The organism is Pseudomonas sp. Ga0074129, from assembly GCA_001465025.1.
Taxonomy (GTDB): domain Bacteria; phylum Pseudomonadota; class Gammaproteobacteria; order Pseudomonadales; family Pseudomonadaceae; genus Aquipseudomonas.
In genome coordinates, this window is the sequence record LNDO01000079.1 from 115,091 (window position 1) to 141,572 (window position 26,482).

Here is a 26,482-nt window from a genome sequence, read left to right on the forward strand (position 1 = left end):
AACTCAGATGTTGTCGTAACCCAGGGAACGCAGGGCGCGCTCATCATCCGACCAGCCGCTTTTGACCTTAACCCAGAGGTTGAGCATGATTTTGGAGTCGAACATCACTTCCATATCCTTGCGCGCCTCTTGGCCAATGCGCTTGATGCGCTCACCCTTGTCGCCAATGATGATTTTCTTCTGCCCGTCGCGCTCTACCAGAATCAGCGCGTGGATATGCAGGATGCGCCCGTCGCGCTTGAATTCCTCGATTTCCACGGTGATCTGGTACGGCAGTTCGGCACCCAGCTGACGCATGATTTTCTCGCGCACCAGTTCGGCGGCGAAGAAGCGGCTGGAGCGGTCGGTGACCTGATCTTCCGGGAAAAAGTGCACACCTTCAGGCAAACGCTCACCGACCAGTTTTTCCAGGGTGTCGAGGTTATGCCCGTGCTGAGCGGATACCGGTACGATCTCGGCATTCGGCAACTGGGTGGCCAGCCACTCCAGGTGCGGCATCAGTTCGGCTTTGTCTTCGATGCGATCGGTCTTGTTGATGGCCAGAATGACTGGGCCTTCAACATACTGGATACGCTCCAGAACCATTTGGTCTTCATCAGTCCAGCGCGTGCGATCCACCACAAAAATCACCACATCGACGTCTTTGAGGGCCGACGAGGCGTTCTTGTTCATGTAGCGGTTCAGCGCTTTCTCGTTGTTTTTATGCAGGCCGGGGGTGTCGACGTAGATGGCCTGCACCTCACCCTCGGTCTTGATGCCGAGCATGTTGTGGCGGGTGGTCTGCGGCTTGCGCGAGGTGATCGCCAGCTTCTGACCGAGAATATGGTTAAGCAGTGTCGACTTGCCCACGTTGGGCCGGCCGACGATGGCGACATAGCCACAGCGTGTAACGGGTAAATCAGTCATTGCCATTCTCCACACCCAGCGCAATCAGCGCGGCAGCCGCAGCCACTTGCTCAGCAATACGCCGGCTCGCACCTTGGCCCAGGGTTTTGTCGTTCAATAAGGCGATCTGACACTCCACAACAAAGGTGCGGCAGTGCGGTTCACCCTGAATATCCACCACTTCATAGCGTGGCAGTTCACACCCGCGTGACTGCAAGAATTCCTGCAGGCGGGTTTTCGGATCTTTGTTGGTGTCGACCAACGTCAGGCTTTCCAGCTCCGTGGTCAGCCAAGCCAACACGCGCTCGCGCGCCGCCTCCATGCCGGTGTCCAGATATATCGCGCCAATCAGCGCTTCCAAGGCATCGGCAAGGATCGACTCACGGCGAAAACCGCCGCTTTTCAGCTCACCAGAGCCGAGGCGCAGGTACTCGCCCAGATCAAAACCGCGCGCCAGGATTGCCAACGTTTCGCCTTTGACCAAGCGGGCACGTAGGCGTGACAACTGACCTTCTCGCGCTAGGGGGAAGCGCTCAAACAGCGCCTCACCGGCAACGAAGTTGAGAATCGCATCACCGAGAAACTCCAACCGCTCGTTGTTACGACCGGCGAAGCTGCGATGGGTCAGGGCCAGGATCATCAATTCCTGGTCTTTGAAGGTATAACCGAGCTGTCGCTCAAGACGGGCTAACGAAGTACTCACGGCATGCGCACACGAAATTCTTTATCGAAACGCACAACCAGATCGATATTTTCAATCAAGGGCTCGCGCTTTTCATACTTCAAGTGTGCACGAAACTCGTTGTTTTCCATCTTCACTTTCAGCGCGTCTTGCAGGTTCAGGTCACGAATGCTGTTGACCTGCATGCCTTTGCTGACATGGCCATAAAACTCGTTGATCGAACGAACATTGGCAGCCTTATCGGTTTCAACTGAGGTGATCAGTTTCTCCAGCGCCATGTTGTCGAAGTAATGCGGCAGCACTTTAAATGCCGCACTGGCAAAGAACGCCACCAGACCCAGCACAAGCAACCAACTCAGCAGCGACATGCCTTTTTGCGAATGCATAGACTTCATCGATGTCCCCAAATTCGAATGTTATTAACGCCATCAAGGCGTGCGACAGACTCTATGAAAGTAGCCCGCGGCCTTTGATTTGACAGAGGCCGCGGACTGATCAGTCCAATCAGTGGATCAAGCCCACGCGAGAGAAGTTGGGCACGTTGCTCAACTTAGGGCTTGGCCAACTCATCCAGACTGCGAAAGCCTTACCGACAATATTTTGGTCTGGAACCATGCCCAACAACTCTTTAGGAATAGCTGGATCGTTCCAATAGCGGCTGTCGTTGGAGTTATCACGGTTATCGCCCATCATGAAGTAGTGCCCTTGCGGCACCACCCACTCGCGGCCTGGCTCAATACGGTAACGCTGCATTTCTTTGCGAATCTGATGCTCAGCCTCACCGAGCTTTTCGGTGTAAAGCTTAGCGCTGCCGAGCGTGCCAGGCTCATCGCCAATCAATTGCTCTGCAACAGGCTGACCATTGATGGTCAGGCGTTTATCACTGCTGTAGGCGATGCGATCGCCCGCCAGGCCAACCACACGCTTGATGTAGTTGATGTTCGGGTCGCTCGGGTAGCGGAACACCATGACATCGCCACGCTGTGGGTCACCCACTTCGATCACTTTGGTATCCAGCACCGGCAGGCGAATACCATAGGCAAACTTGTTCACCAGAATGAAGTCGCCCACTTCCAAAGTTGGCTTCATCGAGCCCGACGGGATCTGGAACGGCTCGATCAGAAACGAGCGCAGCACCAGCACAATGGCCAGCACCGGAAAGAACGACTTGCCGTATTCCACCAGCAACGGTTCTTTATTGAGCTTCTCGACCACACTCGCATCAGGCGCGCTGACCTGCTGGTGGTAGGTGTCAATAGCTGCCCGCCGGCGCGGTGCCAGGAAGATCAGGTCAAATAAAGCCAGTGCGCCACAGACGGCGACAGCGATAACCAGCAACAGCGGGAAATTGATCGACATAAGCCTTAGCTATCCAACCTCAGTACAGCAAGGAAGGCTTCTTGTGGAATTTCCACGTTACCCACTTGCTTCATCCGTTTCTTACCGGCCTTCTGCTTTTCAAGCAGCTTGCGCTTACGGCTAACGTCGCCGCCATAGCACTTGGCCAATACGTTTTTACGCAACGCTTTGACGGTTGTCCGCGCCACGATTTGCCCACCAATTGCAGCTTGAATAGCCACATCAAACATTTGCCGCGGGATCAGCTCTTTCATTTTTTCGGTCAACTGGCGCCCTTTGTAGTGCGCATTGTCGCGGTGCACGATCAGCGCCAGGGCATCGACCTTGTCACCATTGATCAGCACATCGAGCTTGACCAGATTGGCCGACTGGTAGCGATCAAAATGGTAGTCCAGCGAAGCATAACCGCGGCTGGTGGACTTCAGACGGTCAAAGAAGTCGAGCACCACTTCGTTCATCGGCAGGTCATACGTTACCTGTACCTGCGAACCGAGGAAAAGCATGTCATGTTGCACGCCGCGCTTCTCAATACACAGGGTAATCACGTTACCCAGATGCTCCTGCGGCACCAAAATATTGGCGCGCACGATTGGCTCGCGCATGTCCTCAATCGACGACAAATCTGGCAGTTTCGACGGGTTATCGACGTAGATAGTCTCGCCGGTTTTGAGCAGCAACTCGAAAATCACCGTTGGCGCGGTGGTGATCAGGTCAAGATCGTACTCACGCTCCAGGCGTTCCTGGATGATCTCCATGTGCAACATGCCAAGGAAGCCGCAGCGAAAGCCAAAGCCCAACGCATCAGAACTTTCCGGGGTGTATTGCAGGGACGAATCGTTCAGCGTGAGCTTTTGCAGCGCATCGCGAAAATCTTCGAAATCATCGCTACTGACCGGGAACAAGCCGGCATACACCTGCGGCTGAATGCGCTTGAAGCCCGGCAGCACTTCCACATCCGGGGTGGCTGCCAAGGTCAGCGTGTCGCCCACAGGAGCGCCATGAATGTCCTTGATACTGGCGATGATAAAACCCACTTCGCCGGCTTTCAGGTCAGCCGTGGCGGTGTGCTTGGGGTTAAACACGCCCACGCTATCGACCAGGTGGATCTTGCCGGTGGATTTCACCAGCACCTTGTCGCCCTTCTTGATCCGACCATGGCGAACACGCACCAAGGAAACCACACCCAAGTAGTTGTCGAACCAAGAGTCGATGATCAGCGCCTGCAGCGGCGCTTCGATATCACCGGTCGGGGCCGGAATCGTGTGCACCAGACGCTCAAGCACTTCATCCACGCCCAAGCCAGTCTTGGCGCTGCAGGTCACGGCATCCGTGGCGTCGATACCAATGATCTTTTCGATTTCTTCCTTGACCCGATCCGGATCAGCCTGGGGCAGGTCGATTTTGTTCAGCACCGGCATGACCTCAAGGCCCTGCTCGATGGCGGTGTAACAGTTAGCCACCGACTGCGCTTCCACGCCCTGACCGGCATCCACCACCAACAGCGCACCTTCACAGGCCGCCAGGGAACGGCTGACTTCATAGGTGAAGTCCACATGCCCGGGGGTGTCGATGAAGTTCAGCTGATAGGTGATGCCGTCTTTGGCCTTGTAATACAGAGTGACGCTGTGCGCCTTGATGGTGATCCCGCGCTCGCGCTCAAGATCCATGGAATCCAGCACCTGGGCTTCCATTTCACGATCAGCCAGGCCGCCACACATCTGAATGAAACGGTCAGCCAGGGTCGACTTGCCGTGGTCAATGTGGGCGATGATGGAGAAATTGCGGATATGACTCAAATCACTCACGGATCAACACTCAAAAAGGTCGCAGGCGATTGCCCGCCGAAAATAGCCGCGAAGTGTACCCGAAAGCCGACTGACACGTCACCCAGAGCACGGTGTGAGCCCATGTAAAAGGGCGACCGAAGTCGCCCTTATTCGTTACTGATCGCGTCAGTCAGCCAGTTTGAAGGTAATAAAGCTGGCACGCCCCTGGCGCAATACGCGCATGGAGACCGAACGATTCTTCGGCAATGCCTGAGCCACTTCAGTAAAGGTCTTGGCAGAATTGATGGCCTGATTGTTCAGGTGCGTAATCACGTCACCCGGACGCAGACCAATCATTGCCGCCGGTCCTTCCTGCACCTCGGAGATAACAACACCGCCTTTGAGGTCCAGGCTCTTCTTCTGCTCAGCGGTCAACTCGACCACTTTCACACCCAAACGGTTGCTGCTGCGCTCAATCCCTGGCGCCGCACCAGCCACCACTTCGCCGTCTTCGGGCAAGGCGCCAATGCTTAATTTGAGCGACTTGCGCGAACCATCGCGGACAACATCCAACTCAACCTTGCTACCCGGCTTGAGCGCGCCCACCAAGTGCGGAAGGTCCGCTGACATGATGATGGGCTTGCCATCGAGGGCAAGAATCACATCACCCACCTGCAAACCGCCTTTGGCAGCTGAGCCCTCCTCCATCACCTGAGCCACCAGCGCGCCAGCGGGCTTATCCAGGCCAAAGGATTCGGCCAAATCTTTATTCACTTCCTGTATCACCACACCCAACCAACCGCGGCTGACCTTGCCATCAGCTTTGAGTTGATCAGCCACATCCATGGCTACGCTCATAGGAATGGCAAATGACAGCCCCATAAAGCCGCCAGAGCGGGTAAAAATCTGCGAATTGATGCCGACCACTTCACCTGCCAAGTTGAACAGGGGGCCACCGGAGTTACCGGGATTGATCGCCACATCAGTTTGAATAAACGGCACATAGCTTTCATTGGGCAGGCTGCGGCCCTTGGCACTGACAATGCCGGCGGTTACCGAGTGATCAAAACCAAAGGGCGAGCCAATGGCCAATACCCACTCACCCACCTTCAACTCTTCAGACTTGCCGAGCTTTACGGTTGGTAAGCCTTTGCCTTCTACTTTTAGCAAAGCCACATCGCTGCGGGGATCAGTGCCAACCAGCTTGGCTTCCAATTCACTGCGATCCGATAGACGCACGATGATTTCATCGGCATCGGCAATCACATGGTTGTTGGTGAGCACATAACCATCTGCCGAGATGATAAAGCCTGACCCCAACGACTGCGCTTCACGCTGGCGACCGCCGCCGGGGGCACGCGGCATCTGCGGAATACTGCGCTCGAAAAACTCTCGGAACATTGGCGGCAGACCTTCAAGGTCTGGCATGTTCTGCTGGCCATTGCTGGCAACGCTGCCCTCCGGCATTTTTTGCCGGGTACTGATATTCACCACCGCAGGCGAAGCCTGCTCAACCAACTCGGTGAAATCAGGCAGGCTTGCCTGAGCAACCAGCACCTGCCCTAACAGCAATACGGCAAGCACTGCAGACAACGACGATTTCAATCCTAGCTTCGACATATAACTCCCCATCAGGCCAGCAAAAATCTCAAAAGGCAGCAGCAGTACCGGTAAGCAAGGCCCGCAACACCACCGGTTGCAAAGAAGGGTCAGTTGCCACATTACGACTGCGCCAGCGCACACCCATGCACGTCACTGCAAAACCAATAAAAGCACTCACAATCACCCAAGGCTCAGTGAGGCCGAACTGCTCTGCTACTATCGCAGCTGCGAACAAGCCCAGCAAGGGTAATAGATAAACCAGCAGTGAGCCTCGTACCAGCAGATCTTCACGTACGCCAATCACCACGCTGTCGCCCACTTTCAGGTGCATATCGCAAAGTGCGCGAATCAGGCCGCGCCGACCACTCGCACCCAATTGTTCAAGCAAGCCCTGACCGCATCCTGCCTTAACGGAACAACTTGAGCAGGTGCTTTTGCGCACCGTTTCAACCCACACGGCACCGTGTTCGACTGCTACCACTCGCCCCTGCTCTTCGATCATGGCATTGCTTCGTCAGGCGAGCGAATGGATAGCGCAATACGTTCAGCCGTGCCCAGCGGAATCTCACCGATTACCGTCACCATCACATCGCCATTGTTGGTTTTCAGGCGACGTGACACAGCCACGGTAGGGCCGAGTTGGCTGCGCACATCTTCAGCCGTCGCGTCATTCAGCGGCTCAATGAACACAGAGAAACGCGCCAAGCCATCGTCATAAACCTGGCAGGCAACCGATTCATCAGAAGCAGGGCTTCGACGCGGCGAGGCAGAACTCAGGGTAAAGCCTGGTGGAAGCCACTGCGATGACCATACCTGAGCAGATTGAGTTGTAGCAGGAGCCGTGCGCACCGGCCGGCAACCCGCACCGGGTAGAAGCGCGTCGGTTGCCACATCACCGACTTGAATATGAGTGAACTGAAAACGCTCCAGCAACTGTCCTTTGTCATTGACCAGCAGCGACTTCACTGCGAGCCCGGTTTGCTGATCCAGATGCAACTCAATGCCATGGCGATATTGATCGCGCGGCACCAGCGCCAGCACCGTTGTGGCGCGCCCAGCCACACGGGACTCGCCCAAAATGCGCAGGTCATACCACTGCGAGAGCTTGGCAGGCTCCAACTCTCGACCAGGCCGCAACTGGGTTTCTGTGAGCTGATCGGCCAACATGCCACTGGCACACTGCACCTGCCCATCGACTCGCACCACTTCCTTGGCTGCGCCATCTAGCTGCAGCAGGCGTTCGCGAACTACGCCATCATTGGCTACCTGATGCCAAACGCTATGGGATGAGAAACTACCGTTACGTTCATAAACAAAGGTGCCACTGAAACTTTGTGTACGCTCGGCCTGCGCCAAGCGCTGCAACAATGCCGCACCATCACTCGCTACGGCAGACAGACTGAACAGCCCGCCCACCAGTAGACCGCCAAGGGATAAAAAGCGCATGCGACTCCTCAACAAGGACAGTTAACGGCTTTCCAGACTAGCAGCACGCGCATAAGGCAGCGCGCCCTCATTGGCGCCCATGGCACCTTGCTGAGCATGTTGGCGTAAGTAAGCCGGCAGACGCTGCTCATGCCAGCCTGGCTGGCCCTGACCGACCGCACTAACCTGTGAGGCGTTTTGCTCAGCGGTCGAGTTGAACCCGGCCAACATGGCAGGACCGCTGACTTGCGGAATGGTCAATACCGGCTGGGCAGCCTGCTGCGCCAACTGCACACCGGTGATTTCATCCTGGTTATAGAACCTCACACCAGCCAGCACCGCCACCGTGACAGAGGCCGCAACGGCCAAGCGGCCCACGTTGCGCCAAATGCCACGTTGTGGCGCCACTGCGGTGGGTACAGGATCGTCCGCCAACGCTGCCGATACAGCCGAAGCAATATCCAGGCGCGGCTCCAAGAGGTCCTTGTGCATGACCGCACGGGCGACTTGATAGCGCATCCAGGTGGCACGCAGCTCTGGGTCGCCATTGGCGGCCAGGACACGTCGCAACTCCAACTCATCTGCTTGGTTATCCATCACCGCGGACAGCGATTCCTGCAGGGTTTCACGACTCATGGTGGTTCCTCTCTTGGCTAACGCCGCTGTCTTAGGCTACTGCAGCAAAGGCTGCAGGGACTTATCGATGGCTTCGCGCGCCCGGAAAATCCGCGAACGCACCGTACCAACCGGACACTGCATAACACTGGCAATGTCCTCGTAACTCAGACCATCAAACTCACGCAAGGTTAGCGCCGTGCGCAAATCTTCCGGGAGCTGCTCAATACTGCGGTGCACCGTGGCTTCGATTTCATCGCGCAGCAGCGCACGTTCCGGGGACTCGATGTTCTTGAGAGCATGATCGCCGTCATAGAACTCGGCATCCTCGGCGCTTACATCGCTGTCAGGCGGTCGCCGGCCGCGCGATACCAAGTGGTTTTTCGCCGTATTGATCGCGATGCGATACAGCCAGGTGTAAAACGCACTGTCACCGCGAAAATTACCCAACGCCCGATAAGCCTTGACGAAGGCTTCCTGCGCCACGTCCTGCGCCTCATGGGTGTCATGCACAAACCGCACGATCAACCCGAGAATCTTGTGCTGATACTTGAGCACCAACAGATCAAACGCTCGCTTGTCGCCACGCTGAACGCGCTCGACCAGCTGCTGATCTTCTTCCTGGGCTAGCATGAAATCTCCTCAATAGGTTCGAAGGAGTGCAACGCCAACCCGTTAAACGGTCTGTAAACATAGACTTGGGCATTGCGCAAAAGTTCTCTCCTCCCAACAAGCTTCCTGCAGAACGCGCTACGAACTGCATGGAACAGCGCAGCAATGGGACTCCACTGTTGCGAAAACCAATCCCAGGCCAGCCATTAAGGCTGCTTTTTAGAACCCTGGTGCAACATATTTCCAATCAAACAACCGCCTATGGAACTTCAAATGCTTAAAAAGTTCCCGAGTAGTGCACTTGGTCATAAGCCAGCTATTGTGCCGCCCACCCCCTCTATATACTAGGGGCCGCTTTTTGCGGAATTCGAACATGAGCCAACATTACCAACACGACGTTCTGGTTATCGGCAGCGGTGCTGCAGGCCTTACTCTGGCGCTAACACTGCCGGGGCATCTGCGCATTGCCGTATTGAGCAAAGGCAACCTGTCCAACGGTTCCACCTACTGGGCCCAAGGCGGTGTAGCGGCTGTGCTGGATGATACCGACACGGTTGAATCACACGTTGCGGACACCCTTAATGCGGGCGGCGGCCTGTGCCGCGAAGATGCCGTGCGCTTCACCGTAGAACACAGCCGCGAGGCTATCCAATGGCTGATCGATCAGGGCGTTCCCTTTACCCGTGACGATCAAACAGCACGCGAAGATGGCGGCTTCGAATTTCATCTAACCCGCGAGGGTGGCCACAGCCACCGACGCATTATTCACGCCGCGGATGCCACCGGCGCAGCCATCTTTAATACGCTGCTGGAGCAAACCCGAGCCCGTCGTAATATCGAACTGCTCGAACAACGCGTAGCCGTTGACCTGATCACCGAGCGCAAACTGGGTTTGGCCGGCCAACGCTGCCTGGGCGCGTATGTGCTCAACCGTGACAGCGGCGAAGTGGACACCTTTAGCGCCCGCTTCGTGATACTTGCCACCGGCGGTGCCGCCAAGGTCTACCTGTACACCAGCAACCCAGACGGTGCCTGCGGTGATGGCATCGCCATGGCCTGGCGTGCCGGCTGCCGGGTGGGCAACCTGGAGTTCAACCAGTTTCACCCCACCTGCCTGTACCACCCGCAAGCCAAGAGCTTTCTGGTCACCGAAGCCCTGCGCGGTGAAGGCGCCTTGCTCAAGCTGCCCAATGGCGAACGCTTTATGCCGCGGTTTGATGAGCGCGCCGAATTAGCACCACGGGACATAGTTGCCCGCGCCATCGACCATGAGATGAAGCGCCTGGGGATCGATTGCGTGTTCCTCGACATCAGCCACCAACCGGCGGATTTCATCAAAGCGCACTTCCCCACCGTTTATGAACGCTGCCTGGAATTTGGCATCGACATCACCCAACAGCCGATTCCGGTTGTGCCGGCCGCGCACTACACCTGCGGCGGCGTGGTGGTTGACCAGAATGGCCACACCGACGTGCCGGGGCTATACGCCATCGGCGAAACCAGTTTTACCGGGCTGCACGGGGCCAATCGCATGGCCAGCAACTCGCTGCTTGAGTGCTTTGTCTACGCGCGCTCGGCGGCCGCCGACATTGTCGCCCAACTGGACCAGATTGAACTGCCAACAGCGCTGCCCGATTGGGACGCCAGCCAAGTGACCGATTCGGACGAAGACGTGATCATTGCGCACAACTGGGACGAGTTGCGCCGCTTTATGTGGGACTACGTCGGTATTGTGCGCACTAACAAACGCCTGCAACGCGCCGAACATCGCGTGCGCCTACTGCTCGATGAGATTGATGAATTTTACAGCAACTATCGAGTCAGCCGAGACCTGATTGAGCTGCGCAACCTGGCGCAGGTGGCCGAGTTGATGATTCGTTCAGCCATGCAACGCCATGAAAGCCGTGGCCTGCACTTTACCCTCGACTACCCGCAGCAACTGGCCGAAGCCCGCGACACTATCTTGCAGCCGCCCACCTATTGCGGCTGAACTTCAAGCGCACCCTGAGCCGTCGATGCTGATCGCGGCTCAGGCTGTCGCGCGCAATGCACAACGAACGCACACGACGCTGCCCAAGCAAACGAAACCGCAGCAGGATAATGGCCGGTAACGCCAAGCTGTCGGCATGCAACTCGATAACCTGCCAGCCAGCGGCGAGGCTATAAACCTGCCACCCCTCCTGATCACAGCGCAAGCCACGGTAAGCAAAAGGCGAGCTGAGCGACAGATAACGTGGCACTACCCACAGTGCATGGGCTATGCAAAACAACAGGCCCAGCGCCAGCGCCCAGAGCGGTAGATCTACCTGCCACAGACTGAGCAGCGCCAGCAACTGGACACCGCCATAGCCAGCCAGCAGCCAACGCGAGGGCTGCCACTGACACTCCAGGCCATCACTTAGGCTGGACACGATCCAGAATCATCCGAACCATGCGCTTGAGATCGTCGTCCTGCGGTTCATCGCGCTGCATAAACCAGCCAAACATGTCCTGATCTTCGCATTCGAGCAATTTGCGATAACGCTCACGATCATCCGCATCGAGGTGCGGATACACCTCACGCACAAAAGGCACCAGCAGCACATCAAGCTCCAGCATGCCCCGGCGGCTGTGCCAAAAAAGGCGATTGAGTTCAACCGAGTCGACCATGAGGTACTCCTTAAAAAAATGGTGCAAGGCCATTTTCAACGTCGCGCAGCGACGGCCCGAAGGGTGACCGCCAAGGATGGCAGGCCATAAATAAGGCCGGCAGTATACCAGCCAGAATTGCCCGCAAGCCTCAAGCTGCAAGGCATTAATCAACCCAGCAAGCATCTTTGCCAACACAATCGGTTTTTTCAGCGCATTTGCTTAAAGCTTGTAGCTTGCGCCGCGCAGCTGCTTTTATGATGCTCACCCTCATCTTTTATCCAGTGATACCCAATTCACCATGGCCGATAACGCGTTTTACTGCCCTCTCAGCCACGAAAGCATCCTTGCGGTGCGTGGTCCGGACGCCAACAAATTCCTCCAGGGTCAAGTCACCTGCAACCTTAATTACCTGAATGAATCTCACGCCAGTCTGGGTGCACGCTGCACGCCCAAAGGCCGTATGCAGTCGAGCTTTGGCATTGTCAGTGTGGCCGATGGCTACCTGCTGGCCATGGCCAATGAGTTGCTTGACGCACAGCTTAATGACCTGAAGAAATATGCCGCCTTCAGCAAGTCCAAACTTATTGACGAAAGCGCTGAGTGGGCACGTTTTGGCCTCAGCGGTGCGGATGACCTGCTGCGCCAACTCGACCTGACGTTACCCGCCGAAGCTGGCAGCGTGGCCCGGCACAACGACCTGATGGCCGTGCGCACCCACGACGGCCGTGCTGAACTCTGGGTGCCTGTAGCTCAGGCGCAAACAATCAAAGCGCAACTGGCCAGCCAACTGCCCGAAGCGCCGCTCAACACCTGGCTCCTGGCACAAATCCGTGCCGGTATTGGTCAAGTGATGGGGCCGACTCGCGAGTTGTTTATCCCACAGATGATCAATCTGCAGGCACTGGACGGCGTCAGCTTCAAAAAGGGCTGCTACACCGGCCAGGAAATCGTGGCGCGTATGCAGTACCTGGGCAAACTCAAGCGCCGCCTGCAACGCCTGGAAATGCATGAAGCCGTATTGCCGGAGCCAGGCACGCCACTGTTCTCCCCTGTGCACGGCTCCAGCGTGGGCGAAGTGGTGCTGGCTGCACACAGCGAGAGCGGCATTGAGTTATTAGCCGTGCTGCAAGATGACGCCACGCAGGATGGTCGCATTCACCTCGGCAGCCCCGAAGGTCCAGCGCTGAATATGCTCAGCCTGCCCTACAGCCTGGACGTTGATCGCGAAATACAGCGCTGACGCGACCACGCGACTGACTACACTCATTAAGCCGAACGCCTACAGAGAATTGCCCATGAGCAAGCTTGCTGAAAAAGTACAAAAGGAACTGATCCAGGCCATCGACAACGATGAACTGGTATTGCCGACCCTGCCGGAAGTCGCCCTAAAGGTTCGCGAAGCGGCAGAAGATCCTGATATCAGCATCCCGCAACTGAGCAAAGTCATCGGTAATGATGCAGCCCTGACAGCCCGCATCATCAAAGTGGTAAACAGCCCGTTGCTGCGTACCAACAAAGAAATCACCGACTTGCAAATGGCCGTCAGCCGCCTGGGCATCAACTACACCTGCAACCTGGCCACGGGCCTGGCGATGGAGCAGATGTTCCAAGCTACCAGCGACGTGGTAGATCGCAAAATGCGTGAAGTGTGGAACAAAAGCACGGAAATCGCCGGCATCTGCCACGTTCTGTGCAAGCACTACACCCGCCTATTGCCGGATCAGGCCACCCTGGCTGGGCTGGTCCATCAAATCGGCGTGCTGCCTATCCTCACTTACGCCGAGGAGCACAGCGAACTGCTGGCCGACTCGATCAGCCTCAACCATGTGATCGAGCAGATTCACCCAATCATCGGCGACAAAATCCTGCGCACTTGGGAGTTCCCCGAGCTGATATCCATGGTGCCTGGCCAGTACCTGGACTTCACCCGTGACAGCGCCAAGGTTGACTACGTCGACATCGTTCAGGTTGCCACCCTGCAAAGCTTCGTGGGCAGCGAACACCCCTACACGCAACTGGACTGGAGCCAGATTCCGGCCTTCCGCAAGCTGGGCCTCGACCCCAGCCAGAACCTGAATGACGACGAAGACCTTTCCGCCGCCATGGAAGCGGCCATGGGCATGCTGCAATAAAATGGCCGTGCGTGCGCATGCCGGCGCCAGCCACTAGGATGAGTGCAACCTTTGGGGGTATTCACACCATGCGTACACTGCTCTGTTCGCTGCTTCTCAGCCTGGCTGCTGCCAGTGGCGCGCACGCTGAAACAGTGCGACTGACCAACGGCGAATGGCCGCCCTACCTCGGCCAGCACTTACCCCATCATGGCGTTGCCTCACGCATTGTCAGCGAGGCTTTCGCCTTGCAGGGCATTACCGTGGCCTGGGAGTTTCACCCTTGGGCGCGTTCATTGCAGTTGGCACAAAGCGGAAACGTAACGGGACAGCGGTTTGGCTGAACAACCGCGAGCGCGAAGAGACATTCTTTGTCAGTGACCCTGTAGTAGAAAACGGCTTCTACCTGTTCCATCGCAAGGATTACCTGTTTGACTGGCGCCAAGTCAGCGACCTAGACAAACAACGCATTGTCGGCACCCGTGGCTACGACTACGGCGATGCCTTCCAACAAGCCGAAGCCAAAGGGCAACTGCGCGTCAACCGCGTCACCAGCGATGAAACCGCATTTCGCCAGTTGATCGCCGGGCGGGTTGATGTATTCCCAGTGGACAAGGTGGTCGGTTTTGACACGCTGCACCAATACTTCAACGCAGCCGACCGGGCCAAGCTGACCTTCCACCCTCAGCCCCTGCGCCTGGATAGCCTACACCTGCTGATGTCCCGCGAGGTGCCGGGCAATGCCGAACTGATGGCGCGATTCAACCAAGGCCTCGCGCAGTTGCGCGAGAGCGGCAAGGTGACGCAATACCTGCTGGAGATTCAGCAACCCCTCAGCCTGAACCCTTGAGCCTTTAAACTTCTGCAACGTTGAACTCCACGCGCACACGCAAGCCCTGCGGCTGAACCTGATGCAAGCTGATGGTTGCCTGATGCGCCCGGCAGATCTCGCCGACAATAGCCAAGCCCAACCCGGCGCCCGTCCCCTTGTTGCTGCCACGGTAGAAACGTTCAAACACGCGCTGGTATTCCTCGGGCGCAATGCCGGGGCCGTCGTCTTCCACTTCCAGCACAGCGTTGGGCAGCACCCGCAAGATCACGCCGCCGCCAGCGGCGGTATGGGCCAAGGCGTTATCCAGCAAGTTGCACAGCAACTCGTTTAGCAGAGTCGGCTCACCGCTGATCCACACAGCCTGCTCAGCCTCCAGAGCCAAGGCGATGCCGCGTGCGTGGGCCAATGGGGCCAAAGCCATACCCAGCTCACGGGCCAACTGACTGAGCTCAAGACGCTGCGCACCGCCCTCGGCAATGGCCCGTGCGCCGCTTTCAATGCGTGCCAGCGACAGCAACTGGTTGGCCAAATGGGTCAACTTATCGGTGCTCTGCGCCGCCTCCTCCAAGGTGGTGCGCCACACGGCAGGCTCTTGCGCGCGTAAGCCTAATTCAACGCGCGCCTTGAGCGCTGCCAAAGGGGTGCGCAGTTCATGGGAAGCATCGGCAATAAACTGCGACTGGCGCTCGAACAGGTGGCGTAAACGGTCATTGAATTGATTCAGCGCATCAATCAACGGGCGCAACTCACGCGGCATACCGGCATCCGACAAGGGCTGCAGATCATTACTGGCACGCGCAGCCACCCCACGACGCAGCGCCTCCAATGGCCGCAATGCAGCTGTAACGGCCAGCCACACCAGCAGCAACGCACTGAGTGCTAGCAACGCCATGCGCAACAGCGTGCCGAGCAATAACTCATGGGCCATGCGCTCACGTGCGCCCTGGGTTTCGGCCACACGAATCTCGGCAATGCCATTGACCCCCGGCTCACTCACCGGCTGCAACAGGCTGACCATGCGCACACCCTGATCGCGGTATTGGGCATCATAAAAATGCGCCAGCGCTGGGTAATCTTCGGTACGCGGCGTACCGGGCGGTGGCGGTGGCAAGTCGTCATAGCCAGAGACCAGCGCGCCCTGCACGTCCAACACCTGAAAATAGATACGCCCGGCGCTGTCGTAGGCGAAAGTGTCCAGTGCGACATAAGGCACGTTGGCATTCAAACGATCCGCCGTGGTGAACAAGCCATCGGCAATCGCACGGGCAGAGGCCAGCAGGGTGCGGTCATAGGCCGTATCGGCAGCGCGGCGCGCGCTCCAATAAGCGCTCAAGCTGCTCGCCAACAGAATCAGCGTCAACAGCAGAGCCAGACGGCGGAGTAGTCGGCCGCGCAGACTGCTCGCCTGCAGCGTTTCTGCCAGCTCAGACTCAGTCAACGACAGCCTCCAGCAGGTAGCCCAAACCCCGGAAGGTGACAATACGCACGCCACCGCCTTCAAGTTTTTTGCGCAGGCGATGCACGTAGATTTCGATGGCGTCGTTGCTGGCGTCTTCATCCAAGCCGAACACCTGAGCGGCCAGTTGCTCCTTGCTCATCACGCGCCCCGGCCGGGCAATCATGGCCTCCAACACCGCTTGCTCGCGGGAGGTCAGGGTCAGCAGGCTCTGAGCCAGGGTGAAGCGCCGGGTATCCAGATCGTAGTGCAAGTTGCCGCAACGCTGTTGCCGCTCACCGCCGAGCACGGTGCGGCGCAGCAGGGCTTTGACTCGCGCCTCAAGCTCACTCAGCTCGAAGGGTTTGGCCAGGTAATCATCAGCCCCCAGGTTAAGACCGTGCACCCGGTCCTTGACCTCGCCACGGGCAGTCAACATCAACACCGGCAGGGTTTTGCCGCGCTCACGCAAGCGGGCGAGCACCGCAAAACCATCCAGGCGCGGCAAGCCGATATCGAGAATGGCCAGCACGTATTCCTCGCTGCTCAACGCCAGATCGGCGGCCACGCCATCATGCAGCATGTCTACCGTCAGCCCGCTGCCACGCAGGGCCTGGGCCACGCTTTCAGCCAGGGGTAGATGGTCCTCAACCAGCAGGATTCGCACGGTAATGGCACTCCACAAAATTATTGTTATCGGCCCAGTGTAACGGGGCACCCCGGGGGCCGTCGCAAGTGACATGAAAAAAACTCTCCAGGTGTTTCTTTGTAGCCTGCCATCCCTGGCGGCCACCCTACGGGCCGTCGCAAGCGACGTCAAAAAACGCTCCAGGCGTTTTTTTCAACCTGAAAGCCTGGTGAAAGCTTGCCTCTTTAGGATCGGTTTCAGGTGGCTCGATCCACCGACCAGAACGCCTGATGCAGTGGTGCACGGGCGTGACAAAAACAACAATGGAGACCACAGATGCCATCCGCATCCTACCGGGCGATATCGCCTGTACATCTGCTCAGCCTCGCCATTAGCACTGCCTTCCTTACCCCAATAGCGCACGCTGATTTTGTCGCCGACAGCAAAGCCAGCCTGACCACCACCAACATTTACTTCAACCGTGATTTTCGTGAAGGCACCAGCGCCCAACAAAATAAACGCGAAGAATGGGGCCAAGGCTTCTGGCTTGACGTTCAGTCCGGTTACACCGAAGGCACCGTGGGTTTCGGCCTCGATGCACTGGGTCTGGTTGGGGTCAAACTGGACTCCGGCGGCGACCGTACCGGCACCGACCTGCTCCCGGTTCAAGATGACGGCGGTACACCTGACCAATTCGGCCGTTTGGGTCTGACCGCTAAGGTCAAAGTGTCTGCGACAGAATTGCGCTATGGCTCGCACGTCCCCGAGCTGCCAGTGGTCAAGGCCAGCGACAGTCGCCTGCTGCCACAGGTGTTCGAAGGTGGCTTGCTGACCTCTGGTGAAATTGACGGCCTGACCTTTACCGGCGGACGCCTGGACAAGGTGATCGACCGCGCCTCAACCAATTCAGAGGAGCTGATCCTCAACAGCAAGAACCGTCGTTTTGCCGCTGGCATCACGGCGGATCATCTCGACCTGATGGGCCTCGATTATGAGTTCGCCAAGGGTCTGAGCGGCCGTTATTACTTCGCCGACCTCAACGACATCTACCGCCAGCACTTCTTTGGCCTGCTTGCCAGCCAGCCTCTGGGCAGCGGCACCCTGAGCGCCGATGTGCGGATGATGCTGAGCAAGGACAGCGGTGCTGCAAATGCGGGCAAAGTCGACAACCGCGCGTTTAACGCCATGCTCACCTATGCGATCGAAGGGCACAAAATGGGCCTCGGCTTTCAGGACATGAGCGGCGACACCGGTTACGCCTACATTGATGGCAGCGACCCGTTCCTGGTGAACTTCGTACAGATCAACGACTTCGCCAACGCCGACGAGCGCTCTTGGCAGGCCCGTTATGACTATGACCTGGGCAAAGTCGGCATACCCGGCCTGAGCTTTATGACCCGCTACATCAAAGGCAGCGACGCGCAGATCGCCGGCAGCACAGACACCGGCGGCGAATGGGAGCGCAACATTGAGATCAAGTACGTGGTGCAGAGCGGCCCACTGAAAGATGTCTACGTACGCCTGCGCAATGCCAGTTTTCACTCCGACTTTGCCCGTGATGCGGACGAAAACCGCGTCATCGTCGGCTACACGCTGCCCATTTGGTAAATCACAATAAGAGTCCGGAGGAAAACATCCATGAAAACTGCCTTTACCCGTATCGCCCTGGCCACCGCCTGCATGGCCTTTGCTGGCCAACTGCTGGCTGCCGAACCGAAGCGCCCCGAGTGCATTGCCCCAGCCAAACCCGGCGGTGGCTTTGACCTCACTTGCAAACTGGCGCAGAGCGGCCTGAAAGACAGCGGCCTGCTGAAAGCACCGATGCGCGTCACCTACATGCCCGGCGGTGTTGGCGCAGTGGCCTACAACGCCGTAATTGCTCAACGCGCCGATGATGCGGGCACCATTACCGCATTCTCCAGCGGCTCGTTGCTTAACCTCGCGCAAGGTAAGTTCGGCCGTTACAACGAAAATGATGTGCGCTGGCTGGCCGCAGTGGGCACTGACTACGGCGCCATCACCGTGCGTGAAGACTCGCCTTACCAGAGCCTCGACGAGCTGGTGCAAGCCCTGAAAAAAGACCCCACCAGCATCGTTTTTGGTGCTGGCGCGACTATCGGCGGGCAGGACTGGATGCAAACAGCACTGATCGCCCGCCTGGCCGGTATCGACCCGAAAAACCTGCGCTATGTAGCCTTTGAAGGCGGCGGCGAAACCCTCACCGCCATGCTCGGCGGCCATGTGCACGTGACCTCCAGCGGTTTGGGCGAAGTCACCCCGCAGTTAGCAGCCAAGAAGGTGCGCATCCTCGCCGTACTGTCCGAAGAGCGCCTGCCGGGCAAACTGGCCGACATTACGACCGCCAAGGAGCAGGGCTACGACATCGTCTGGCCGGTGATTCGCGGCTTCTATATGGGCCCAGAGGTCAGCGACGAGCAGTACAACTGGTGGAAACAGCAGTTTGACACCCTGCTCACCCGTGAAGATTTCGCCAAGTTGCGCGAGCAGCGCGATCTGCTGCCGTTGTCAGTGACAGGCGACGAGTTGAAAGCCTTGGTCTTCAAGCAAGTTGAGGAATACAAAGCGCTGGCTGGCGAGTTCGGGCTGATGCAGTAACGCGTAATCCGCAATTCGTAGGATGGGTCAGGCCGCGCAGGTTGAGCGTCGCGACACCCATCACCCAGCACCCATTGATGGGTATCGCTGCGCTCAACCCATCCTACGGCTCCACGGTCTTTCCCTGACCCTCGACTAGGTAATCCACCATGTACGTTCGCCTGTTCGCCGCGAGCTGGCTGCTGTTTTGCGCCGTGCTCGCCGTCATCGCCTGGGGGTTCCAGGCACCCTTCGCCTACGACCCCGTTGGGCCGCGCGCCTATCCGCTGCTGCTGCTTAGCCTGATGGCCTTAGGCAGCCTGTGGCTGATATTCAAGCCCGGCCTGCTGGAAGAAACGCTGAATACCCGCGCCGCACTGCGTGCCACGCTTTGCGTGTTGGCACTGCTCGGCTATGCACTTTTGTTCGAACTGCTTGGCTTCATCATCAGCACCACGCTGGCCACCTTCGCCTTGGGCCTGCTGTTTACCGGTCGTCCACTGCCCTGCGCCATCAGCGCCGTGTTGATGGGCGTGCTGCTGTACGGCCTGTTTGATTACCTGCTGGATGTGCCGCTGCCCCTCGGCCTGTTCGAAGCCTTTGTGGAGAGCTGAAAATGGAAACCCTGAATTTTTTGATGCAAGGCTTCGAAGTCGCCGCGCGACCAGAAAACCTGCTAATGGCCTTGTTCGGCGCCTTTGTTGGCACCATCGTCGGCCTGTTGCCGGGCCTGGGCCCCATCAATGGCGTGGCGCTGTTGCTGCCGCTGGCCTTTGCCTTGGGCTTGCCGCCGGAAACCGCACTGATTCTGCTCGCGGCGGTATACCTGGGCTGCGAATACGGTGGGCGTATCTCTGCGATTCTACTCAACGTACCGGGCGACGCCGCTGCGGTGATGACCACCCTTGATGGCTACCCGCTGGCCCGTCAGGGTAAAGCCGGGATTGCCTTGTCGCTCTCGGCGGTCAGCTCCTTTACCGGCAGCCTGATCGCCACTTGTGGCGTAGTGCTGTTTGCCCCACTGCTGGCCAAATGGGCCGTGGCCTTTGGGCCGGCCGAGTACTTTGTGCTGATGATTTTCGCCATCGCCTGCCTTGGCGGCATGGTCGGCGACAAACCGGTGAAAACCCTGATGGCCGCCCTGATCGGCCTTGCCTTGGCTACGGTTGGCGTGGATTCAACCACCGGCGTGTACCGCTTCACCTTCGGCAGCGTGAGCCTGTCGGATGGTGTCCAGTTCGTCATCGTGGTGATCGGCCTCTTCAGTGTTAGCGAAGTGCTGCTGATGCTGGAAAAAACCCACAATGGCCAGAAAGCGTTTAAAGCCAGTGGCCGCCTGCTGTTCAACTTTAAAGAGCTTTGCTTCACCTTCGGCACCATGGTGCGCAGCTCCCTGGCAGGCTTCGTCATCGGCGTGCTACCGGGTGCCGGCGCCACCATCGCCAGTGCCATGACCTATATGACCGAGAAACGCTTGGCGGGCAGCTCGGGCAAATTCGGCGAAGGTGACCTGCGCGGTCTGGCAGCCCCGGAATCAGCCAACAACGCCTCGGCGTGCGGCTCGCTGATCCCCATGTTGACCCTTGGCGTACCGGGCTCCGGCACCACCGCAGTGATGATCGGCGCGCTGACGCTGTACAACATCACCCCCGGCCCGCTGTTGTTCGAACAGCAACCGGACGTGGTCTGGGGTCTGATCGCCTCACTGTTTATCTGCAACGTGATTTTGCTGGTGATGAACATCCCGTTGGTGGGTCTGTTCGCGCGCATGTTGAGCGTACCCAACTGGGTGCTGGTGCCAGCGATCACCGTGCTCAGTATGGTCGGCGTCTACGCCGTACACAGCACCACCTTCGACCTGGTACTGATGATTGGTCTCGGCGTGTTTGGCTATATCCTGCGCAAGCTGGACTTCCCACTGTCGGCACTGATCCTCGGCTTCGTCCTCGGTGAACTGATGGAAGACAACCTGCGCCGCGCTCTGTCGATCTCGGCGGGCGAGCTGGGCATCCTCTGGAGCAGCCCCATCAGCCTGACACTGTGGGCACTCACGGCGCTGATGCTCGGGCTGCCTGGCATTCGCTGGTGGCGTGCACGCCGCGCAGCGCAACTGGTCAATGCCTAAGTTGGCCCGGCTCACCAGCTGGCAAAGCTGGTGGGCTACCCCTCTGGTCGGCTTGTTAGGCGGCTATTTGGCCAGCCTGATCGGCTGGCCTCTACCGTGGATCATCGGCTCGCTGCTGGCGGTTATTGCCGCACGTTGCAGCGGCTGGCTGATCACCGAGCTACCGGGCGGACGCAAGACCGGCCAATGGCTGGTATCCAGCGCCATCGGCCTGCACTTCACCCAAGACGTGTGGAGCCAGCTACTCGGGCATTTTACCGTCATCCTGCTCGGTGCCCTGACCACCCTCCTGCTCAGCCTGATCGGCATCGCCTTGTTACGCCAAGCCGGGCTAGACCGGGCTACGGCTTTTTTCGCCAGCATGCCCGGCGGTGCCAGTGAGATGGTCAATCTGGCCCGACGGCATCAGGCCGAAACGGCCAAAGTCGCCGCCGCCCATAGCCTGCGCTTGCTCTTGGTGGTGCTATTGATTCCGGCCCTGTTCACCTGGAGCCTGCCACCGGTGACACCACCGCCAGCAGCCGCTGTCAGTTGGCCGTGGCTGGCATTGCTATTACCGGGCGGCGCACTGCTGGCCTGGCTGTGGGGCCGTTTCGGCCAACCCAACCCGTGGATGCTTGGCCCGCTAACGGTGTGCGCAGTGGCCAGCGTCAGCTTCGACTTGCACCTGAGCTTGCCCAGCGGCCTTGGGCAAACTGGGCAATGGCTGATTGGCTGCGCCTTGGGCTGTCACTTTGATCGCCACTTTTTCCGCAGCGCGCCTGCCTTTCTCGCGCGCGTACTGCTGTTTTGCCTGCTGACCATGCTCGCCGCCGGCGCACTCGGCCAAGCCTTGGGTTGGTTAGCCGGAGAAAACCAACCCGCGCTGATGCTGGGCATGATGCCGGGCGGCATCACCGAACTGTGCCTGACCGCCGAAGCCCTGCACCTCTCGGTTGCCATGGTCACCGCCTTACAGGTGTTGCGGCTGTTTCTAGTGATGTTTCTCGCTGAGCCGTTATTCCGGCTTTGGCAGCGGCACTGACCGCTTCATCGAGCGTTCACTCTCTGCGTCTAGCAGCACGCTTCGCGCACATTCCACCTCAGCGCTTTGCGAACAGTTTTTGTTTAACAAATATGTCGTTTGGCTCGACGTGCGTGGTGGCAGGAGTACCCTCAGGCCCTCAACCCCAGCCCCTTAACCAGGAGGCACGGTACATGACCTTTAAGCGCCAATCCCTTAAAACCATCGCCATGCTGCTCTGCGCCAGCGTGCTGCTAAGCGCCTGCAGCCGCATCGACCTGGCCTACAGCAACCTCGACTGGCTGCTGCCTTGGCGACTCAACAGCTACCTAAACCTCGACAGCCAACAACAAGCCTGGCTCAAGCCGCGCCTGCAAGCCCACCTGCAATGGCATTGCAGCCGCGAACTGCCCGACTACCTCGCGTGGCTGGACAGCACCCAAGCGATTCTGGCCGAAGCGCAGCCGGACAGCGCCCGCCTGTATAAGCAATTCGGCGAGTTTGACGGCGCACTCAAACGGATCAATGTCGAGATCACCCCCACCGCCATTGAACTGTTGCGCGGGCTGAGCGATGAGCAGGTCGAAGGCTTATTCGCCACCCTCGACGAAGACAACCTAGAAGACCGCCAAGACTTTCTCGACCCGCCCGTGGCAGTGCAAATCAGCGAACGGCAAACCCGTATGCAGGAGCGCTTGCGCCCCTGGCTGGGCCGTTTGAATGAGGCGCAGCAGCAGCATTTGGCCAACTGGGCCAGTGGCCTGGGGGAACAGAACAGGCTGTGGCTTGAGAACCGCGAGCTGTGGCAACAGGCCCTGCGCGAGGCACTCGCCTTACGTCACACAGCAGATTTTGCCGAACAGCTAACCCCGCTGCTGCAGACGCGCGAGCGCTTTTACAGCGACGCCTACCGCGCCAATTACAGCCGCTCACGCCAAGCCATCGCCACGCTGTTCAGCCAAGTGCTGAGCAGCAGCGACGCCAGCCAGCGCGAACGGCTGAACCACCGCCTGCGTGACATCCGCCAGGACTTGGCCGGGCAGTCGTGCAGCGCTTAGCTCAGGGCGGGTAAGCGCCAATCAATCGGCGCGAGGTCGTGCTGCCCAAGGAATTTATTACAGCGGCTGAAATGCCCGTTGCCGATAAACCCCCGGTGCGCCGACAGCGGCGAGGGGTGCACCGATTTCAAAATCAGGTGCTTGCTGCTGTCGATCAGCTTTTCCTTGCTCTGCGCGTGCGCGCCCCACAGCAAAAAGACCAAACGCGGCTGCTGCTGGCTGACCACCTCGATCACCTTATCGGTAAAAGTCTGCCAGCCCGCCTTGGCGTGGGATCCGGCAATGCCCTGCTCCACCGTCAGCGAGGTGTTGAGCAACAAAACGCCCTGCTCAGCCCAGCTTTGCAAGTAACCGTGCTCGGCCATGTCGATATTCAGGTCGCGCTTAAGCTCTTTGTAGATATTCACCAGCGACGGCGGCGTCTTCACCCCAGGCTGCACCGAGAAGCACAAGCCATGGGCCTGATCCGGCCCGTGATACGGGTCCTGCCCGATAATCACCACCCGCACTTGCTGCAACGGCGTGGAGTTCAACGCATTGAAGATCAACGGCCCCGGCGGAAAAATCACCTTGCCCGCCGCCTTCTCCGCCCGCAGAAACTCGCTCAACTGGCGCATATAGGGCTTGTCGAATTCCTCGTGCAGCGCGGCCTTCCAGCCGGCTTCGAGTTTGACGTTATCAGCGGCGCTCATGCCTGTGTCCTGCTTAATACCAACGGAAGCGGCACGCTAAGGAAGGCACCGGGGCAAGTCAAGGCTGTCAGCGCATGGCCGCATAGGTTGCGGTTGAGCGCAGCGAAGCCCAACAGCGGCTTGGTAAGGTTGACTCAGACGCTCAGAGGTACTTGGTAATCAGCTTGAAGTCTTCCAGCGCCGTGCGCTCACCCTGTTCACTGGCTGCAGTTAGCGCATGCTCAAGGCAGTGGTCGATGTGATCCTGGATCAAGGTACGTTTAGCCTGACACACGGCTTTCTCTACCGCATGCAATTGCTGGGCGAGATCAACACAAGAGCGACCGTCTTCGATCATGCAGACAATGCTGCGTAAGTGGCCCTCGGCACGCTTCAATCTTTTGACGATATCTCGATGACTGAGGTGCTGATGGGCGTGTGGTTGTTCGCTCATGCCTTGAGTCTCGTGCAGCGATGAATTACTCTCGCATGCTATCCCCCTGGGGGGGATATGGCAAACCTGTGGCCTTGCCAAAAGCCTCAGCATTCCGCCTTAACACAGAGCCCGCGCATGCTCAGCAAACCCGTCAGTGCCAAGGTGATTTTTGCCCTTGCCCTGGTCATCCTGATGACCTGGGCCGGGCATACCTCTGCGCTATTTGTTGGGTCTAGCCAGCCAGTATTGGCCGGCATTAACAACGCACATACGCATGTGCACGGCGACAGTATGTTTGTCTGCGCCGCCTGTGCCGATCACTTTCATTCCCCGCTCACTGCGGACCATGTCCATGAAACACCGCACGTACATACCTTGATTAGCCTTGCCCCCTTGCATGAGGCGAGCTTGCTGATATCGGCACCGCGCTCTTTCTTTCCTCCGCGCCCGATTTTTCTCATCGAGCGGCCTCCGCGGGCCGGTTTCACCTGCTGAAACTGGCCGCTTCGCGGCATAGAACTTCGTCATTTAGGAAACAAACATGCATTCACTTTTCATGCACGGGTTGGGCGCGTCCGCTGCGCGCTCACACCACCCGTTAATACTCTTACTCCTGCTAATTCTGTTGCTTGTTCTCGGCATGCCTGAGGCAATGGCTCACGCTGTCGCTGAAGGTGACAAGGGTTTTATTCAAGAAAGCTCCGGGGTGATGTTGCTGCCGTTCGTTTATATGGGCGCTAAGCACATGATCACTGGCTACGATCACTTACTGTTTCTCTTTGGTGTGATCTTCTTTCTCTACCGCCTGAAGGATGTTGGGCTGTACGTCACCCTGTTTGCCGTGGGCCATACGGTCACGTTGTTGTATGGCGTGCTGGCTGAGATCAGCGTCAGCGCTTATGTGATTGACGCGATCATCGGCTTCTCGGTGGTGTACAAGGCGCTGGATAACTTGGGGGCTTTTAAGCGCTGGTTCGGCTATCAGCCCAACACCAAAGCGGCCACGCTGATTTTCGGTCTGCTGCATGGCTTTGGCTTAGCGACCAAAATTCAGGAGTACGAGATCTCGGCTGATGGCCTGATTCCCAACCTGATCGCTTTTAACGTCGGCGTTGAAATCGGCCAACTTTTGGCCCTGAGCGCCATCCTGATTGTCATGGGCTACTGGCGACGCACAGCCAGTTTCTGGCGCCATGCCTACACCGCCAACGTTGCCATGATGAGCGCCGGTTTCCTCTTGATGGGTTACCAGCTCACCGGTCTGATCGTCTCTCAGTAAGGATTTTTTTCAACATGCTGAATAATCAATTTCCCACCCAGAGCGAATTGCCCACCAGTCGCCAGCTGCTGCGCTCGACTGTAATCGCCCTTATTGCCGCCCTGATTTTGCTGGTCACAGTGGTCATGCCAGCCGAATACGCCATTGACCCCACCGGGGCCGGTCGCTTGCTGGGCTTGACGCAAATGGCTGAAGTCAAATTGCAACTGGCCGAAGAAGCCGCTGCTGATGCAGCGGCACCTGTTGCTGCTCCTGCTCCAGTTGCTCAGCCTGCAGCGCAGACGGTTCCTGAACCTGTCGGGGTTGCCGAACCGGCAGTGGCCGCGACAGTGGAGTCCGAGCCCGCCGCGAAAGGACAAACGCATGAAATGACCTTTGCCCTCGCCCCCGGCCAGGGCGCTGAGATCAAGGTGGAAATGCTCAAGGGAACCGAGGTGAATTTCTTCTGGTCGGCCAATGGCGGCGTGGTGAACTACGACACCCACGGCGACCCCTACAATGCACCGCGCGGCTTTTATCATGGTTATGGGAAAGGGCGTGCCACACCCGAAGAAAAGGGTGTTTTAGTCGCCGCCTTCGACGGACATCATGGGTGGTTCTGGCGTAATCGTACGAACAAACCTGTAACCGTCACGCTGCGTACCGAGGGCAACTACATCGCCATCAAGCGGGTCATTTGAAGCATGCGGGGCCGGGATCAGCCTGACTCGGCCCCGCACGCCGTTGCCGGCC

30 protein-coding genes are annotated in these 26,482 nt (G+C 58.3%); 14 read left to right on the forward strand and 16 right to left on the reverse strand.

Annotated elements, in window-relative coordinates; all coding sequences use genetic code 11:
• Positions 1–3: 3 nt before the first annotated feature.
• The 10 genes from era to rpoE all read right to left on the reverse strand — a co-directional run bounded on the left by era (position 4) and on the right by rpoE (position 8,967).
• On the reverse strand, positions 4–906 hold the full coding sequence (gene era / locus AUK77_RS10490) for a GTPase Era (protein ID WP_296129224.1): 903 nt from the start codon (positions 904–906) through the stop codon (positions 4–6).
• Positions 899–1,588: a ribonuclease III gene (gene rnc / locus AUK77_RS10495; RefSeq protein ID WP_296129227.1), complete on the reverse strand. Its 690-nt coding sequence runs from the start codon at positions 1,586–1,588 to the stop codon at positions 899–901. Before rnc ends, era begins: the two co-directional genes overlap by 8 nt.
• The gene (locus tag AUK77_RS10500) at positions 1,585–1,962 is read right to left on the reverse strand and encodes a DUF4845 domain-containing protein (RefSeq protein WP_296129230.1); all 378 of its coding nucleotides are present in this window, start codon (positions 1,960–1,962) and stop codon (positions 1,585–1,587) included. Before AUK77_RS10500 ends, rnc begins: the two co-directional genes overlap by 4 nt.
• A 109-nt stretch (positions 1,963–2,071) precedes the next feature.
• Positions 2,072–2,926 carry a signal peptidase I gene (lepB, locus tag AUK77_RS10505; protein WP_296129233.1) on the reverse strand — a complete coding sequence of 285 codons (855 nt, stop codon included), beginning with the start codon at positions 2,924–2,926 and terminating at the stop codon, positions 2,072–2,074.
• 5 nt (positions 2,927–2,931) lie between these two features.
• Entirely contained in the window at positions 2,932–4,731 is a 1,800-nt protein-coding gene (gene lepA, locus AUK77_RS10510; RefSeq protein ID WP_296129235.1) for a translation elongation factor 4, read from the reverse strand.
• A gap of 147 nt (positions 4,732–4,878) precedes the next feature.
• Positions 4,879–6,312: a DegQ family serine endoprotease gene (locus AUK77_RS10515; protein WP_296129238.1), complete on the reverse strand. Its 1,434-nt coding sequence runs from the start codon at positions 6,310–6,312 to the stop codon at positions 4,879–4,881.
• Positions 6,313–6,340: 28 nt separating this feature from the next.
• The gene (locus AUK77_RS10520; protein WP_296129242.1) at positions 6,341–6,796 is read right to left on the reverse strand and encodes a SoxR reducing system RseC family protein; all 456 of its coding nucleotides are present in this window, start codon (positions 6,794–6,796) and stop codon (positions 6,341–6,343) included.
• A complete protein-coding gene (locus AUK77_RS10525; protein WP_296129245.1) occupies positions 6,793–7,740 on the reverse strand; it encodes a MucB/RseB C-terminal domain-containing protein in 948 nt (315 codons plus the stop codon). The genes AUK77_RS10520 and AUK77_RS10525 overlap by 4 nt, the downstream gene beginning before the upstream one ends.
• Before the next feature lie 21 nt (positions 7,741–7,761).
• Positions 7,762–8,355: an anti sigma-E factor RseA C-terminal domain-containing protein gene (locus AUK77_RS10530; protein ID WP_296129247.1), complete on the reverse strand. Its 594-nt coding sequence runs from the start codon at positions 8,353–8,355 to the stop codon at positions 7,762–7,764.
• 36 nt (positions 8,356–8,391) lie between these two features.
• The gene (gene rpoE, locus AUK77_RS10535; RefSeq protein ID WP_296129249.1) at positions 8,392–8,967 is read right to left on the reverse strand and encodes an RNA polymerase sigma factor RpoE; all 576 of its coding nucleotides are present in this window, start codon (positions 8,965–8,967) and stop codon (positions 8,392–8,394) included.
• A 352-nt stretch (positions 8,968–9,319) separates the two neighbouring features.
• Here rpoE and nadB point away from each other — a divergent pair, with 352 nt between their 5' ends.
• Positions 9,320–10,936, forward strand: a complete 1,617-nt coding sequence (nadB, locus tag AUK77_RS10540) for an L-aspartate oxidase (protein WP_296129255.1) — start codon at positions 9,320–9,322, stop codon at positions 10,934–10,936.
• On the opposite strand, the gene AUK77_RS10545 is transcribed toward nadB, so the two are convergent.
• Together AUK77_RS10545 and AUK77_RS10550 are read right to left on the reverse strand one after the other, a co-directional pair.
• Entirely contained in the window at positions 10,905–11,357 is a 453-nt protein-coding gene (locus tag AUK77_RS10545; protein ID WP_296129258.1) for a protein YgfX, read from the reverse strand. The genes nadB and AUK77_RS10545 overlap by 32 nt on opposite strands.
• Positions 11,341–11,595, reverse strand: coding sequence for a succinate dehydrogenase assembly factor 2 (locus tag AUK77_RS10550; protein ID WP_296129260.1), 255 nt, complete (start codon positions 11,593–11,595; stop codon positions 11,341–11,343). Before AUK77_RS10550 ends, AUK77_RS10545 begins: the two co-directional genes overlap by 17 nt.
• A gap of 280 nt (positions 11,596–11,875) precedes the next feature.
• On the opposite strand from AUK77_RS10550, the gene AUK77_RS10555 reads away from it, so the two are divergent.
• The 4 genes from AUK77_RS10555 (at position 11,876) to AUK77_RS10570 (ending at position 14,538) form a co-directional block, all read left to right on the forward strand.
• Positions 11,876–12,817 (forward strand): folate-binding protein YgfZ, encoded by a 942-nt coding sequence (locus AUK77_RS10555; RefSeq protein WP_296129263.1) that lies wholly within the window; start codon positions 11,876–11,878, stop codon positions 12,815–12,817.
• Positions 12,818–12,872: 55 nt separating this feature from the next.
• Positions 12,873–13,709, forward strand: a complete 837-nt coding sequence (locus AUK77_RS10560) for an HDOD domain-containing protein (protein ID WP_296129265.1) — start codon at positions 12,873–12,875, stop codon at positions 13,707–13,709.
• 68 nt (positions 13,710–13,777) lie between these two features.
• Complete coding sequence (locus AUK77_RS10565; RefSeq protein ID WP_296129267.1) at positions 13,778–14,032, forward strand: hypothetical protein; 255 nt, start codon at positions 13,778–13,780, stop codon at positions 14,030–14,032.
• Positions 13,972–14,538: a transporter substrate-binding domain-containing protein gene (locus tag AUK77_RS10570; RefSeq protein WP_296129269.1), complete on the forward strand. Its 567-nt coding sequence runs from the start codon at positions 13,972–13,974 to the stop codon at positions 14,536–14,538. Before AUK77_RS10565 ends, AUK77_RS10570 begins: the two co-directional genes overlap by 61 nt.
• A gap of 4 nt (positions 14,539–14,542) precedes the next feature.
• Here the strand turns inward: AUK77_RS10570 and AUK77_RS10575 are convergent, their stop codons facing one another.
• Both AUK77_RS10575 and AUK77_RS10580 read right to left on the reverse strand, forming a co-directional pair.
• The gene (locus AUK77_RS10575) at positions 14,543–15,943 is read right to left on the reverse strand and encodes a sensor histidine kinase (protein WP_296129395.1); all 1,401 of its coding nucleotides are present in this window, start codon (positions 15,941–15,943) and stop codon (positions 14,543–14,545) included.
• Between the two features lie 7 nt (positions 15,944–15,950).
• Positions 15,951–16,622, reverse strand: coding sequence for a response regulator (locus AUK77_RS10580; RefSeq protein WP_296129271.1), 672 nt, complete (start codon positions 16,620–16,622; stop codon positions 15,951–15,953).
• Between the two features lie 297 nt (positions 16,623–16,919).
• On the opposite strand from AUK77_RS10580, the gene AUK77_RS10585 reads away from it, so the two are divergent.
• From AUK77_RS10585 to AUK77_RS10610, 6 genes are all read left to right on the forward strand, one after another.
• Positions 16,920–18,191: an OprD family porin gene (locus AUK77_RS10585; protein ID WP_296129273.1), complete on the forward strand. Its 1,272-nt coding sequence runs from the start codon at positions 16,920–16,922 to the stop codon at positions 18,189–18,191.
• A 30-nt stretch (positions 18,192–18,221) separates the two neighbouring features.
• A complete protein-coding gene (locus AUK77_RS10590) occupies positions 18,222–19,199 on the forward strand; it encodes a tripartite tricarboxylate transporter substrate binding protein (protein WP_296129276.1) in 978 nt (325 codons plus the stop codon).
• Positions 19,200–19,348: 149 nt separating this feature from the next.
• The gene (locus tag AUK77_RS10595; RefSeq protein WP_296129279.1) at positions 19,349–19,792 is read left to right on the forward strand and encodes a tripartite tricarboxylate transporter TctB family protein; all 444 of its coding nucleotides are present in this window, start codon (positions 19,349–19,351) and stop codon (positions 19,790–19,792) included.
• Positions 19,793–19,794: 2 nt separating this feature from the next.
• The gene (locus AUK77_RS10600; protein WP_296129281.1) at positions 19,795–21,303 is read left to right on the forward strand and encodes a tripartite tricarboxylate transporter permease; all 1,509 of its coding nucleotides are present in this window, start codon (positions 19,795–19,797) and stop codon (positions 21,301–21,303) included.
• Positions 21,296–22,327, forward strand: a complete 1,032-nt coding sequence (locus AUK77_RS10605) for an AbrB family transcriptional regulator (protein ID WP_296129283.1) — start codon at positions 21,296–21,298, stop codon at positions 22,325–22,327. The genes AUK77_RS10600 and AUK77_RS10605 overlap by 8 nt, the downstream gene beginning before the upstream one ends.
• A 173-nt stretch (positions 22,328–22,500) precedes the next feature.
• Positions 22,501–23,364 carry a DUF6279 family lipoprotein gene (locus AUK77_RS10610; RefSeq protein WP_296129285.1) on the forward strand — a complete coding sequence of 288 codons (864 nt, stop codon included), beginning with the start codon at positions 22,501–22,503 and terminating at the stop codon, positions 23,362–23,364.
• Here AUK77_RS10610 and ung read toward each other — a convergent pair.
• Together ung and AUK77_RS10620 are read right to left on the reverse strand one after the other, a co-directional pair.
• Positions 23,361–24,056 (reverse strand): uracil-DNA glycosylase, encoded by a 696-nt coding sequence (ung, locus tag AUK77_RS10615; protein WP_296129287.1) that lies wholly within the window; start codon positions 24,054–24,056, stop codon positions 23,361–23,363. The genes AUK77_RS10610 and ung overlap by 4 nt on opposite strands.
• A 142-nt stretch (positions 24,057–24,198) precedes the next feature.
• Positions 24,199–24,489, reverse strand: a complete 291-nt coding sequence (locus tag AUK77_RS10620; RefSeq protein WP_296129289.1) for a metal-sensing transcriptional repressor — start codon at positions 24,487–24,489, stop codon at positions 24,199–24,201.
• Positions 24,490–24,606: 117 nt separating this feature from the next.
• Here AUK77_RS10620 and AUK77_RS10625 point away from each other — a divergent pair, with 117 nt between their 5' ends.
• From AUK77_RS10625 to AUK77_RS10635, 3 genes are read left to right on the forward strand one after another with little or no spacing between them, the layout of a single operon-like run.
• A complete protein-coding gene (locus AUK77_RS10625) occupies positions 24,607–24,966 on the forward strand; it encodes a hypothetical protein (protein WP_296129292.1) in 360 nt (119 codons plus the stop codon).
• A gap of 46 nt (positions 24,967–25,012) precedes the next feature.
• Positions 25,013–25,750, forward strand: coding sequence for a HupE/UreJ family protein (locus tag AUK77_RS10630; RefSeq protein ID WP_296129294.1), 738 nt, complete (start codon positions 25,013–25,015; stop codon positions 25,748–25,750).
• A 14-nt stretch (positions 25,751–25,764) separates the two neighbouring features.
• Positions 25,765–26,430 carry a transmembrane anchor protein gene (locus tag AUK77_RS10635; RefSeq protein WP_296129297.1) on the forward strand — a complete coding sequence of 222 codons (666 nt, stop codon included), beginning with the start codon at positions 25,765–25,767 and terminating at the stop codon, positions 26,428–26,430.
• Positions 26,431–26,482: the final 52 nt, after the last annotated feature.